This is a genomic window from Occultella gossypii (assembly GCF_019947135.1).
GTDB classification, from domain to species: domain Bacteria; phylum Actinomycetota; class Actinomycetes; order Actinomycetales; family Beutenbergiaceae; genus Occultella; species Occultella gossypii.
This window is the reverse complement of the sequence record NZ_JAGSHT010000010.1, coordinates 1-12820: the sequence shown is the minus strand read 5'-3', so window position 1 is coordinate 12820 and position 12820 is coordinate 1. Positions and strand designations below refer to the sequence as shown.

The 12820-nt window shown below is 71.9% G+C and carries 9 protein-coding genes; 4 read left to right on the top strand and 5 right to left on the bottom strand.

Annotated features, from left to right (window positions below; genetic code table 11):
- Window positions 1-4: 4 nt before the first annotated feature.
- Genes KCQ71_RS09055 through KCQ71_RS09045 form a run of 3 tightly spaced genes read right to left on the bottom strand, consistent with a single transcriptional unit; the run spans window position 5 to window position 4471 of the window.
- Entirely contained in the window at window positions 5-856 is an 852-nt protein-coding gene (locus tag KCQ71_RS09055; protein ID WP_223405032.1) for a universal stress protein, read from the bottom strand.
- Between the two features lie 52 nt (window positions 857-908).
- On the bottom strand, window positions 909-1910 hold the full coding sequence (locus KCQ71_RS09050; RefSeq protein WP_223405030.1) for a LacI family DNA-binding transcriptional regulator: 1002 nt from the start codon (window positions 1908-1910) through the stop codon (window positions 909-911).
- Complete coding sequence (locus KCQ71_RS09045) at window positions 1904-4471, bottom strand: glycosyl hydrolase family 95 catalytic domain-containing protein (protein ID WP_223405870.1); 2568 nt, start codon at window positions 4469-4471, stop codon at window positions 1904-1906. The genes KCQ71_RS09050 and KCQ71_RS09045 overlap by 7 nt, the downstream gene beginning before the upstream one ends.
- Before the next feature lie 192 nt (window positions 4472-4663).
- Here KCQ71_RS09045 and KCQ71_RS09040 point away from each other — a divergent pair, with 192 nt between their 5' ends.
- The 3 genes from KCQ71_RS09040 to KCQ71_RS09030 are packed head-to-tail and all read left to right on the top strand — an operon-like array spanning window position 4664 to window position 10423.
- Window positions 4664-6670, top strand: a complete 2007-nt coding sequence (locus tag KCQ71_RS09040; protein WP_223405028.1) for a beta-galactosidase — start codon at window positions 4664-4666, stop codon at window positions 6668-6670.
- A complete protein-coding gene (gene yicI, locus KCQ71_RS09035) occupies window positions 6667-8991 on the top strand; it encodes an alpha-xylosidase (protein WP_223405026.1) in 2325 nt (774 codons plus the stop codon). The genes KCQ71_RS09040 and yicI overlap by 4 nt, the downstream gene beginning before the upstream one ends.
- On the top strand, window positions 8978-10423 hold the full coding sequence (locus tag KCQ71_RS09030) for a GH1 family beta-glucosidase (RefSeq protein ID WP_223405024.1): 1446 nt from the start codon (window positions 8978-8980) through the stop codon (window positions 10421-10423). Before yicI ends, KCQ71_RS09030 begins: the two co-directional genes overlap by 14 nt.
- A gap of 49 nt (window positions 10424-10472) precedes the next feature.
- Here the strand turns inward: KCQ71_RS09030 and KCQ71_RS09025 are convergent, their stop codons facing one another.
- Window positions 10473-11342 (bottom strand): alpha/beta fold hydrolase, encoded by an 870-nt coding sequence (locus KCQ71_RS09025; RefSeq protein ID WP_223405022.1) that lies wholly within the window; start codon window positions 11340-11342, stop codon window positions 10473-10475.
- A 102-nt stretch (window positions 11343-11444) separates the two neighbouring features.
- Between KCQ71_RS09025 and KCQ71_RS09020 the strand changes: the two genes are divergently transcribed.
- The gene (locus KCQ71_RS09020) at window positions 11445-11750 is read left to right on the top strand and encodes an Rv1322 family protein (RefSeq protein ID WP_223405020.1); all 306 of its coding nucleotides are present in this window, start codon (window positions 11445-11447) and stop codon (window positions 11748-11750) included.
- Window positions 11751-11798: 48 nt separating this feature from the next.
- Here KCQ71_RS09020 and KCQ71_RS09015 read toward each other — a convergent pair whose 3' ends face one another.
- Window positions 11799-12533 carry an SDR family NAD(P)-dependent oxidoreductase gene (locus KCQ71_RS09015; protein WP_223405018.1) on the bottom strand — a complete coding sequence of 245 codons (735 nt, stop codon included), beginning with the start codon at window positions 12531-12533 and terminating at the stop codon, window positions 11799-11801.
- Window positions 12534-12820 lie beyond the last annotated feature (287 nt).

Genomic DNA, 12820 nt, shown 5'->3' with positions numbered 1-12820 from the left:
GGGCCTATCGGACCACTGCGACCGGGCACCGCGAGGTGCGCAGCACGTCCTGGCTCACCGAACCAAGGAGCATCCCCGTGAACGTGCCCCGACCCCGGGATCCCACGACCACCAGCGCCGCCGTCGCGGACTCCTCGGTCAGCAGCACCGACGGCGGCCGCGGCACGACGACGGTCTCCACGGTCACGTCCGGGTACTGCTCGCGCCGACCGGCGAGGGCCTCGGAGACGATGCGCTCCCCGGAGGCGAGGGCCTCGGGGATGTCGTTGATCGGGTTGGACAGACCTTCGACGCGGCCCGGCCGGGTGTGCCACCAGCCGTGCACCACCCGAAGCGGTGACCCGGTCAGTGCTGCCTGCGCGAACGCGAAGTCGAGCGCGGCGGCGGATCCGCCGGAACCGTCGATGCCCACCACGATCCGCCGGCTCTCGGTGTCCTCGGGCCGGCGGACCACCACCACGGGGGACGTGGCGTGCCGGCTCACGTGCTGGCTCACGGAGCCGAGCAGCAGCCCGGCCGCCTGGGTGTGTCCGCGCGCGCCGATCACGACCATGGCCGCGCCCGCGGAGGCATCGACGAGGGCAGGCACCGCCGGCCCGCCGATCAGCTCGTGGGTGACCGAGGTGCTGGCCAGGCCGACCAGCCGGTCCTGCACCGCCTGCTCCAGCTCAGCCAGGTGCCGGTCGTACCAGGCCGTGGCGGGACTGAGGTTGACGGCGGCCGGGTCGTACAGCGACGTGAGCAGGTGCAGCGGGGCGGAGCGTTGCACCGCGGCCCGGTCGGCCCATTCGACGGCGAGGTCGGCGTCGGGGGAGCCGTCGTAGCCGACGATGACGGCACTGCGTGGCATCTTCATGGCCCCATCTTCACTCTCGGCTCGGGGTGCGGGGTGGGCCGGAGGTCCCGGCTCAGCGCGGCGGTGCGGTGCTCGAGCGCTCGTGCAGCGTGGGCGCGATCAGGCGGGTCTCGACCGTGTCGGACCCGCGCAGGCGGGCGAGCGCCATGTCCACGGCGACCTGGCCGATGTTCAGCGCCGGGATGTCCATGGCCGTGATCGGCACCGGCTGGGCGTCGGCGACGTCCGCCGGAGCCAGTGCCACCACCGAGATGTCCTCCGGGACCCGCCTGCCGCGGTCCCGCAGAGTCGCCAGGATCACCGGGAGGGCGGCCTCGTTGTGGACCACCAGGCCGGTGAGCTCGGGAACCTGCGTCAGCACGGCGTCAAGGGCGGCGACGGCCTCCCCGGGCGCGGTGCCGGCCGGCTCGATGACGCAACCGACGCCGTCGTGCTCGGCCTGGGCCCGGTAGCCGCGCAGCAGGCGGTCCGCGTAGGAGGTGTGCCGTGCGATCACCGCCGGTGGTGGCCCGATCAGGGCGACGTTGCGATGGCCGAGTGCGGTCAGGTGTCGCAGGGACAGGCGTGCGGCCGCCTCGAAGTCGAAGTCGACGCAGCTCACGCCCCTGGCGTCCTCCGGCAGGCCGATCAGGATGGTCGGCTGCCGCAGCGCAGCGACCTGCGGGATCCGGGGGTCATCGGACTCGACGTCCATCAGGATGAGGGCGTCCACGAGCGAGCCGGAGCCGACCCGGCCCACCCCGTCGGCCTCGTCCTGGGTGAGCAGGAGCACGTCGTAGTCCGCGGTGCGGGCCCGCGTGACCACGCCGGTGACGAACTGCATGATCACGCTGACGTCCACGTCCGGGCGCAGCGGCGCCATCAGCGCGAAGATGTTCGTGCGGGCCGAGGCCAGGGCGCGGGCACCGGCGTGCGGGTGGTAGCCGAGCTCGGCGATCGCCCTCTCCACCCGGGCCCGGGTGCTCGCCGAGATCGTCCGCTTCCCGCTGAGTGTGTACGACACGGTGGACACCGATACCCCCGCGCGGCGGGCCACGTCGTTGATCGTCACCATTGGGTTGCTCCCGTTTCCTGCCCGGAGACCCCACTCAGGGTCCTTGTCTCGCCCGCACCGATCCGAACACGTTCGGAGCCACCCGGCCAGCGCACCAGATGTGTGGACGGCTCGCCGTCGGCCGGGGCGCGCAGCGTTGCCTCGATGAGGCGTCCGCCGTCGTCCCAGGCCAGGTCCACGACGGTGCCGCCGCGGGCCACGAGACCGCGCACGGAGCCGGCCGGCCACTGCGGCGGTAGGGACGGGAGCAGGTCGATCCGGCCGGCGTGCGACTGCAGGAGCGCCTCGGCGATCCCGGCGGTGAGGCCGAAGTTCCCGTCGATCTGGAACGGCGGATGTGCGCTGAACAGGTTCGGATAGACCCCGCCGCGCTGGCCGGCGCCGTCGTCGGCCACCCGCAGGGCGAGCGCGAGGACCTCGCCGAACCGGTCGCCGCGTCGAAGCCGAGCCCACAGGGCCAGCCGCCAGCCGAGCGCCCACCCGGTCGACTCCGCGCCCCGCAGCTCGAGGGTCCGGGCCGCCGCGGCCGCGAGGGCGGGCGTGCGCTCGTACGTCCACAGGCCGAGCGGGAACAGCCCGACCAGGTGCGAGGTGTGCCGGTGCTCCGGCTCGAACTCGATCAGCGGGGCCGACCACTCGAGCAGTTCGCCGCGCTCGCCGACCACAGGATCGGGCAGCGCCGCGACGGCGGCCACCAGGTCGGCCAGCCACGGTGCGTCCGCGCCGATCCGGGCCCCGATCGCGCCGGCCCGGGTGGCCAGGTCGCGCAGCAGTGCCACGTCCATGGTCGAGGAGACCGACACGGCGGCGGGCCCACCGTCCGGCGCGACGAACCGGTTCTCCGGCGACGTCGACGGGGACGTCGCGGCGAGGCCGTGCTCGGGGCGTACGATCCAGTCCAGGGCGAACCTGCAGGCGCCCTCGATCGCCGGCCAGGAGAGGCGGGCCCTGGTGACGTCACCGGTGAACTCCAGGTGGTCCCAGACCGAGCGGCACAGCCAGACGCCGCCCATCGCCCAGGCCGACCAGGACGGGTCACCGGCGCCCGCTCCGACCGAGTAGGGGTAACCCCACGGGTCGGTGTTGTGGTGCGCCACCCAGCCGCGGGCGCCGTAGAGCGCGGCGGCGGCGCGACCGGTCCCGGCGAGGGTGTCCACCAGATCCAGCAACGGGGCCTGGCACGGCGCGAGGTTCGTGGTCAGCGCCGGCCAGTAGTTCATCTCGGTGTTGATGTTGATGGTGTAGTTCGAGCTCCACGGGGCCGGGAGGCGGTCGTTCCAGATCCCCTGCAGGTTCGCCGGGAACCCGCCCGTCCGGGAGGAGGCGATGAGCAGGTACCGGCCGTAGTGGAACGCGAGCGTGGCAAGCCCGGTGAGGCCGGTCCGCGCGCCGGGGGCGTTGGCGGCCCGGATCCGCTCGTCGGTGGGCATCGGCGCGATCGGGCCCAGGTCGAGCCGGACCCGGTCGAACAGGTCGCCGTGGTCGGCGACGTGCTCGGCGTACAACCGCTCCGGCCCGACGGCGTGGGCGGCCTCGGTCCGGGCGGCGAGCAGTTCGTGCAGCGCGTCGAGGGTGTCGGCGGTGTTCGCGTGCCGGTCCGGCCGGGGCGGGCCGGGCCGGTCCGCGGACGGCTCGGGGAGTACGGTCCCGGTCGCGACCAGCAGGCGGGTCACCCGCGCCGCGTGCACGTGGACGCCGGCCTCGTCGGCCGACACCTCGCCGTCGGTCTCGATCGCGACATGGACGACGCCGGTACGCGAATCAGCCGTGTACCGGACCGGTTCGTCCGCACCCTCGTGGCCGGGCGCGACATCCCCTGGCAGCAGGAGTTCGAGGACGAGACGTGCTGCCCCGCTCGTCATCGCGGAGCGGTCGGCGGGAGTGGGCGCCCCGGCCGAGGTCCTCGCGCCACGGCTGACCTCCCGGACCTGGTCCGGGTCCAGCCGCACGTCCAGGTCCACGGGGGCGTCGGCGTGCACCTCGTGCACGATGAGCCCGGCCGGATGGGAGGCGTAGGTGCGGTGTGCCACGTTGGACCCGCCCGTCGCGTAGCGGTGCCCCGCCGTGGCCGTGCGCAGGTCGAGCCACCGGCGCGCGGTGGCCGAACCGGCGCCGGGGTCCGACGGCGCCCCGACCGGCACGCCCGGCTCCTCCGACAGGGCCGGGTCCGTCGCTACCTCGGACCACGCGGATCCCGTCGCTACCTCCGAGGCCGACGCCCCCGTCGCCACCTGCGTGTCGCCGTCCGCTCGCACCGCGACGGCCAGCCGCGCGAACGGCAGGTACGCCTGGGAGTGGCTGCCCTGGAACGCGCGCAGCACCTCCTCGGCCGCCCGTACGTCGCCGTCCGCCAGGTGCGCGCGGACGCGGGCGAGCCGGTCCGGGCCATCCGCGGGATCGAGGGCCGGGTCGGCGTCGGTGCTCGGCCCGGACCACGCCGAGCCCTCGTTCAACTGCAGCAGCTCACCGCCCGCACGGCCACCGACCATGGCCCCGGCGTGGCCGTTCCCGACCGGAAGCGATTCGACGAACTCGGTTGCCCCATCGCGGTACCAGAGCAGTGTCGCGGGATCGCCCTCGGGTACCTCGAAGAGCGGGGGAAGCGTGGCGCTTGTGATGGATCCACTCCGATCGGCCTACCAAACCAGACTGTCGCGAGCGCCACTTTACACAGGTCGTCGCCATCGTTAGGGTGTTGAAACGCTTCGACAACTCGGTCGATCAAGTCAGTGCGGACAGCAGGGAGGCGGTCGATGACCGACAGGACGGGACCGGGACTGCGGGACCTCACCGCCACCCGTGGACTTCTCTACGGCGGTGACTACAACCCGGAGCAGTGGCCCGCCGAGGTCGTCGAACGTGACGTCGAGCTGATGGTCACGGCCGGGGTGAACCTGGTGACGGTCGGGGTTTTCTCCTGGAGCCGGATCGAACCCCGGCCGGGGGTGCGGGACTTCGCCTGGCTCGACCGCGTCCTCGACCTGCTCGCCGGCGCGGGCATCGCCGTCGACCTCGCCACCCCGACGGCCAGCCCGCCACCGTGGCTGGCCCATGACCATCCGGACACGCTGCCGGTGACCGCGGACGGGGTGCGGCTGAGCCAGGGTTCCCGCAACCACTTCTGCCCGAGCTCGCCGACGTACCGCGCCCACGCGCTCGAGATCGCCACCGACGTCGTCACCCGGTACGCCGGCCACCCGGCCGTCGTGATGTGGCACGTCGGAAACGAGTTCGGGCAGATCTGCCACTGCGACCAGTGCGCCGTCGGGTTCCGGAACTGGTTGCGGGCCCGCTACGGGGACCTGACCGGTCTGAACACCGCCTGGGCCACCACGTTCTGGTCCCAGGCGTACGGGCGCTGGGAGGAGATCGTGCCGCCGCGGGCGGCGCCCTACCTGATCAACCCGACCCAGCGGCTCGACTACCGCCGGTTCTGCTCCGACACCCTGCTGGAGCTGTACACGGCGCAGCGGGACGCGATCCGCGCGGTCGACCCGGCGACCCCGATCACGACCAACTTCATGGGGTTCTTCCCGCACGTGGACTACTGGTCCTGGGCCGGCGAGCTGGACGTCATCTCCGACGACTCCTACCCGGACCCGGTGGACCCCGACGCCCCGGTCCTGGCCGCGCTCACCCACGACCTGATGCGGTCCCTGGCCGGCGGCCCCTGGCTGCTCATGGAGCAGGCCGTCAGCGCCGTGAACTGGCGGGACCACAACCCGCCGAAGTCCCCGAGCCGGATGCGTGCCGACGCCCTGCGTGCGATCGCCCACGGGTCCGACGGCGTGCTCTCGTTCCAGTGGCGGGCCTCGGCGGCCGGGGCCGAGCGGTTCCACTCGGCGATGCTTCCCCACGCGGGACCGGATACCCGGCTGCACCGCAGCGTGCGCGCACTCGGCGCCGACCTGGCCGCCCTCGCGGCGGTCGCCGGGTCGCCGATCCGGGCCCGGGTCGCGATCGCGTTCGACTGGTCCAGCTGGTGGGCGGCCGAGGAACCGGGCGGACCGAGCACCCGGCTGCGGGTGCTGCCCCAGGTGCTGTCCTGGTACCGGCCGCTGTGGCGGCGCGGCCTGGCCACCGATCTGGTCCACCCCGAGGCGGACCTGACCGCCTACGACCTCGTGCTCGCGCCCCAGCTCCACCTGGTCACCGACGCCGCCGTCGCCAACCTGCGCGCCTTCACCGGCGCCGGTGGGACCCTCGCGATCGGGCCGTTCAGCGCCGTCGCCGATGCCGACGCCGCGATCCGCACCGGGGCGTTCCCGGCCCCGTTCACCGACCTGCTGGGCGCCGGCGGCGAGGAGTGGTGCCCCCTGCCCGACGGCGGTGCCGCCCTGCTTCTGGACGGTCACCGGTACGGCGTGCAGACCTGGGCGGAACGGCTTGTGGTGGGCTCGGCCGACGTGCTCGCCACGTTCGCCGGTGCCGACCTCGACGGCGCGCCGGCCGCGGTCCGCTCGCCCGACGGTCGACTGCTCTACCTCGCCGCCGTCGGCGGCGACGACCTGCTCGAGGCCTGGGTGGCGACCTGCCTCGACGCGGCCGGCGTGACGCCGTCGGGCATGGTGGCGCAGCCACCCCCCGGGGTGGAGCTTGCCGTCCGCGGCGACCACGCGTTCCTGTTCAACCACACCGGCGCACCGGTGACCGTCCCGCTCGCGCGGCCCTGCCGCGACGTGCTCACGGGCGCCGACCACCCGCAGACCGCGGACATCCCGGCCGGCGGCAGCGTCGTCCTGATCGAGAGGCAACGATGAAGTTCACCGATGGCTACTGGAACGTGCTGCCGGGAGTGGAGATCCTGCGCCCACGGCACGTGGAGTCCGTCGAGGACGGCGGCGACTCGCTGACCGTGTACGCGGCCACGGCGGCACTGAACCGGCGGGGGGACACCCTGAACCGGCCGATGGTGACCATCACGCTCGACTCGCCGCTGGACGGCGTGATCGGGGTGCGGATCGAGCACTTCCAGGGCGGTCGCGACCGGCGGCCGGCGTTCGAGCTGGAGGCCGCGCCGGGGACCGTGCACATCCACCGGCCCGATCGGCCCGGGGAGAGCGCCACGTTCACGACGGGCGACCTGACGGCGACGATCGATACCGACGGACCCTGGCGCCTGGAGTTCACGGACGCGCAGGGCCGGGTCCTGACCGGTTCCGCCGATCGCGGCATCGGGATCATCTCGACCGATGACGGCTCGCACTACGTGCGCGAGCAGCTCGACATCGGGGTGGCCGAGCACCTGTACGGGCTCGGCGAGCGGTTCGGGCCGCTGGTCAAGAACGGCCAGTCGATCGACATCTGGAACGAGGACGGCGGCACCGCCTCGGACCAGGCGTACAAGAACGTCCCGTTCTACGTCTCCGACCGCGGCTACGGGGTGTTCGTGGACCACCCGGAGCGGGTCTCCTTCGAGGTCGGCACCGAGGTGGTCTCCCGCACGCAGTTCTCGGTGCCGGGGCAGGTTCTGCAGTACTACGTCATCGGCGGGTCCGACCCGAAGGAGGTGCTGCGCCGGTACACCGCGCTGACCGGTCGTCCGGCGCGGGTGCCCACCTGGTCCTACGGGCTGTGGCTGTCCACCTCGTTCACCACCGACTACGACGAGGCCACGGTCACGTCCTTCATCGACGGGATGGCGCAGCGGGATCTGCCGCTGTCGGTGTTCCACTTCGACTGCTTCTGGATGCGGCAGTTCCACTGGTGCGACTTCGTCTGGGACCCGGCCACGTTCGCGGACCCGGAGGGCATGCTCACCCGGCTGCACGAGCGCGGCCTCAAGGTCTCGGTGTGGATCAATCCGTACATCGCCCAGCGCTCGCACCTGTTCGCCGAAGGGGCCGAGCTCGGCTACCTGGTGAAGACCGCTGACGGTGACATCTGGCAGTGGGACATGTGGCAGGCCGGGATGGCGCTCGTGGACTTCACGAACCCCGGCGCGTGGACCTGGTACCAGGACAAGCTGCGGGTGCTGCTGCGGCAGGGGGTGGACGCGTTCAAGACCGACTTCGGCGAGCGGATCCCCACCGACGTCCTCTGGCACGACGGGTCCGACCCGCAGCGGATGCACAACTACTACACCCACCTGTACAACGCCTGCGTGTTCGAGCTCCTCCAGAAGGAGCGGGGGACCGGTGAGGCCGTGCTGTTCGCGCGCTCGGCGACCGCCGGCGGCCAGCAGTTCCCGGTGCACTGGGGCGGGGACTGCGAGTCCACGTTCGCCTCGATGGCGGAGTCACTGCGCGGCGGGCTGTCCCTGGCGATGTCCGGGTTCGGGTTCTGGAGCCACGACATCGGCGGCTTCGAGGGCATGCCCGACCCGGCCGTGTTCAAGCGGTGGCTCGCGTTCGGCCTGCTCTCCTCGCACAGCCGCCTGCACGGGTCGTCCTCCTACCGGGTGCCGTGGGCATTCGACGACGAGGCGGTGGACGTGGCCCGCCGGTTCATCCACCTGAAGTACGAGCTGATGCCGTACCTGGCCCGGGCCGGCCAGATCGCCACCGCCGAAGGGGTGCCGGTGATGCGCCCGATGGTCCTGGAGTTCCCACACGACCGCAGTGCGGCCGCGGCCGACACCCAGTACCTGCTCGGCGACTCGGTGCTCGTGGCCCCGGTCTTCGACGCCGACGGGGACGTCGAGTTCTACGTGCCGGAGGGCACCTGGACGAACCTGCTCACCGACGAGAAGCTGACCGGCCCGCGGTGGGTGCGCCAGCGGCACGGCTTCGACACGCTGCCCCTGCTCGTGCGGCCCGGGGCCGTGCTTCCGCTCGGTGCCCGCACCGACCGGCCCGACTACGACTACGCCGACGGCGTGAGGCTGGCGGTCTTCGAGCTCGCCGACGGCGCCACCACCACGGTGAGCGTCCCGACGGCGGATGCCTCGGGCACCGCGGCGACCTTCACGGCCACCCGCACCGGCGACCGCCTCGAGGTGAGCGCCGCCGGGACCGACCGCCCCTGGGCGGTGCGCCTCGCCGGAGCCGACCACCCCGCGAGCGGGGATACCCTCACACTGGACGTTCCGCCGTCGTGGGCGGGGCTCGACACCGACGGAGCAGACCGTGACCAGCACTGACACAACCCCAGCGACGCAAGCAGCCGCGGAGCCGGGCACCGGGCGCCGCTTCGGCGCCGACTTCGTGTGGGGCTCGGCCACCGCCGCGTACCAGGTCGAGGGCGCCGTCACCGAAGGTGGCCGCGGGCCGTCGATCTGGGACACCTTCTCCCACACCCCGGGCCGGACCCTCAACGGGGAAACCGGAGACGTCGCGATCGACCACTACCACCGGGTGTCTGAGGACGTCGCCCTGATGGCCTCCCTCGGGCTGGCGGCCTACCGGTTCTCCATCTCCTGGCCGCGGGTACAGCCCGGCGGGACCGGGCCGGCGAACCCCGAGGGCCTGGCGTTCTACTCCCGGCTCGTCGACGAGCTGCTGGCCGCCGGCATCCAGCCGGTGGTGACCCTCTACCACTGGGACCTGCCCGCCGAGCTGGAGGAGGCCGGCGGCTGGACGAACCGGGCCACCGCGTACGCGTTCGCCGAGTACGCGCGGATCGTGGCGACCGAGCTCGGCGACCGGGTCAGCCTGTGGACCACCCTGAACGAGCCGTGGTGTGCGGCGTTCCTCGGCTACGCCGCCGGCGTGCACGCGCCCGGGCGGACCGAACCGGTGGCGGCGCTGCGGGCCGCCCACCACCTGAACCTCGCCCACGGGCTGGCCGCGCGCGCGATCCGCGACGAGCTCGGCGAGCAGACCCCGATCTCGATCACGCTGAACCTGCACGTGACCCGCCCGGTGGACGCGGCCTCGGCGGCTGACCTGGACGCCGTCCGGCAGCTCGACGCGGTCGGCAACCGGATCTGGCTGGACCCCCTGTTCAAGGGCACGTACCCGGCCGACCTGCTCGCCGACACCGCACACCTGACCGACTGGTCCTTCGTGCAGCCCGGCGACGGCGAGCTCATCAAGGTCCCGCTGGACTCCCTCGGCGTGAACTACTACGCCACGTCCAGGGCCCGCCGGCACGCGGGCGCGGGGGAGCCGGAGCGGGCCGACGGGCACGGCGACGGCGCGAGCCCTTGGGTCGGCGCGGACACCGTGGAGTTCCTCGAGATGCCCGGACCGCACACCGCGATGGGTTGGAACATCGATCCCGACGGCCTCGTCGAACTGCTGCTGCGACTGCACCGCGAGTATCCGGCCACGCCGTTGATGATCACCGAGAACGGCGCCGCGTTCGACGACGAGGTGGGTCCCGACGGCGCAGTGCACGACGACGACCGGGTCGCCTACCTGCACGGCCACATCGACGCCGTCGCCCGGGCCATCGACGCCGGCGCGGACGTGCGCGGCTACTTCGTGTGGTCCCTGTTCGACAACTTCGAGTGGGCGTTCGGGTACGAGCGCCGGTTCGGGATCGTCCGGGTCGACTACGACACCCAGGTGCGCACCCCGAAGGACTCCGCCCGCTGGTACGCCGACCTGATCGCCACCGGCACCCTCTGAGGCGCCCGCCACGTCCGCGTCCGTGCGGGTGGCCCGGGCCGGCAGACCGTCATGAATTGTCGAGCACGAACGCCCGCATGAGCTCGGCGCACTCGACGGCGTGGGTCTCCAGCAGGAAGTGCCCGGCGTCGTAGAGGTGTGAGTCGACGCGCTCCAGGGCGCGGTGGTACGCGAGCACCTCGTCGAGGTCGAAGAACGCATCACGACTGCCCCACAGTACGAGCGCCGGGGGCTGGTGGGCGCGGTGGTACGCGGCCAGTTCGTCGAAGCGTGCGACGTGGCTGGCGTAGTCGGTGAACAGCGCGAACTGGGCATCGATGTTACCGGGTCGCCTCATCCGCTCCCAGTCGAGGTGCCAGGACTCGGGCGGGTGCAGCTCGCGCAGGTAGCTGGGCAGCTCGGCGAGGTACTGGTCGCGGGTGCCGGCGAAGTTGAGCCAGTCCCCGAGCTCGGCGCGGTTGGCGTCGGTCGGGTCGGCCCAGTACGCCCTGGCGGCGTCCCACTGGTGGCCCAGACCCTCCTCGTGCGCGTTACCGTTCTGGACGATCAGCCCGGCAACGCGGCCCGGGAGGCGCGTGGCCAGGTGGTAGCCGACCGGTGCCCCGAAGTCGTGCAGGTAGAGGAAGAAGCGCTCTACCCCGAGCCCTTCGAGCAGTGCCTCGACGGTCCGGGACAGATTCTCGAAGGTGTAGTCGTAGGCGTCGACGGTCGGGGCCGAGGACAGCCCGAACCCGGGAAGGTCGGGCGCGATCACGTACGCCACCTCGGCCAGCCGCGGCATGACCTGATGGAATGTGTGCGAGGAGCTCGGGAACCCGTGCAGCAACAGCACCGCCGGGCGCTCCGGGGTGCCGGACTCGCGGTAGAACACCTCCAGAGCGCCGACGTCGGCGCGTCGATGCCGCACCTTCTGGGTCATCTGCATCGCGTCCTGCCTCGAGGATCGGCGGCAAGCTACCCGCGTCAGGCTACCGACATCCGTGGGCCCGGGCATGTCGGGAATGTGGGGGAGAATGGCGCCATGGCCCGCAAGTCTCGCCGCCGACCCTACGCCGAGCCGCACCCCGAGCTCGACGTGGAGTCGGTGCTGCGCGGGCGGACCCGCACCGAGACCCGCGCGGACGGTTCGCAGTGGGCGGTGCGTCCCGTGCAGGGATCGGACAAGACCTACCGCTGCCCCGGTTGCGTGCAGGAGATCGCGCCCGGCGTGGCCCATGTGGTGGCGTGGGGCGACGATCACCTGTTCGGGGCCGAGGCCGCGCTGTCCGAGCGTCGGCACTGGCACACGGCCTGCTGGCAGGCGCGGGACCGCCGCCGACCGGGCTGAGAGGTCACGGGAGATCCCAGGTGTGCACGGGGCTGGGCCGCGTTCCGGTTACCAGCGCACCGGCCCCGCGGCGTCGATGAACGTTCCGCTACTGGCGCCCTCTGGCGCGAGCGCGGCGCTGACAACCACCTCGGCAGCGGCTACTGCGGTGAGTGGAGCATTCTCGTGGTTGCCCGGTGCCAGGTCGGTCTGTACCCATCCCGGACAGACGGACGTGACGACGACCGGGGTCGCAGCCAGCTTCTTGGCGAGTTCGACGGTGATGCTGTTCAGCGCGGCCTTCGATGTCTGGTAGGCGGGGACCAGCATCGAGAACCAGGGCGACTCAGGGTCGCCTTGATCGGCGAGCGAGCCCATCGTCGACGACACATTCACGATCCGTCCCGCCTTGCTTGAGCGCAGAAGCGGAAGGAGAGCCTCGGTCACGGCTACGACGCCGAAGACATTCGTTTCGAAGGTCTTGCGGAACATTGCAACGGATGCGAAATCGTGGGAGGCGGGATCGGTGGCTTCCGGCAAGATTCCCGCGTTGTTGACGAGAATGTCGAGTACTCCGTACTTGTTCTGAATCAGTTCCGCGAGCGACGCGACACTCTCCGGATCGACAACGTCGAGAGTGACGCCTTCGAAGACGAGGCCGACACTCCTTGCCACCGCACATGTCGTCTGCACGGCTTCGGCATCCCTTCCCGTGATGATGACGGTATGGCCGGCCTCGACGAGTGCTGTGGCGGTCGCGAGACCAAGACCTCGGGTACTGCCGGTGACAAGAGCGATGGACATGCGGAGGTTCCTTCGGTCGATGAGTGGGATCTTGACGTCGGGCCCTCGGCGAGGGCGCCCACGTGAAGAAGACGTCTCGGCGACCGAGAGTGTGAGGTGTGAGGACAAGATCTCTCTTCAGCACCGTTTGAACGGCAGCACCGGCGCGGTTGCGCCGCAACTAGTGCCGCGTGTCGTTAGTTCTTGAACGCTTTGGTTCTTGAAATGATGGGGGCATGGCGAATCGTCCTGCCCCGGCCTTGGAGTTGCGTGATGGTGACCGGGAGAAGTTGGAGTCCTGGCTGCGG

Excerpts from the sequence above, each read along its gene's own strand:
- KCQ71_RS09055 (WP_223405032.1), bottom strand. The coding sequence starts at position 856 with ATGAAGATGCCACGCAGTGCCGTCATCGTCGGCTACGACGGCTCCCCC.
- KCQ71_RS09050 (WP_223405030.1), bottom strand. The coding sequence starts at position 1,910 with ATGGTGACGATCAACGACGTGGCCCGCCGCGCGGGGGTATCGGTGTCC.
- KCQ71_RS09040 (WP_223405028.1), top strand. The coding sequence starts at position 4,664 with ATGACCGACAGGACGGGACCGGGACTGCGGGACCTCACCGCCACCCGT.
- yicI (WP_223405026.1), top strand. The coding sequence starts at position 6,667 with ATGAAGTTCACCGATGGCTACTGGAACGTGCTGCCGGGAGTGGAGATC.
- KCQ71_RS09025 (WP_223405022.1), bottom strand. The coding sequence starts at position 11,342 with ATGACCCAGAAGGTGCGGCATCGACGCGCCGACGTCGGCGCTCTGGAG.
- KCQ71_RS09020 (WP_223405020.1), top strand. The coding sequence starts at position 11,445 with ATGGCCCGCAAGTCTCGCCGCCGACCCTACGCCGAGCCGCACCCCGAG.
- KCQ71_RS09015 (WP_223405018.1), bottom strand. The coding sequence starts at position 12,533 with ATGTCCATCGCTCTTGTCACCGGCAGTACCCGAGGTCTTGGTCTCGCG.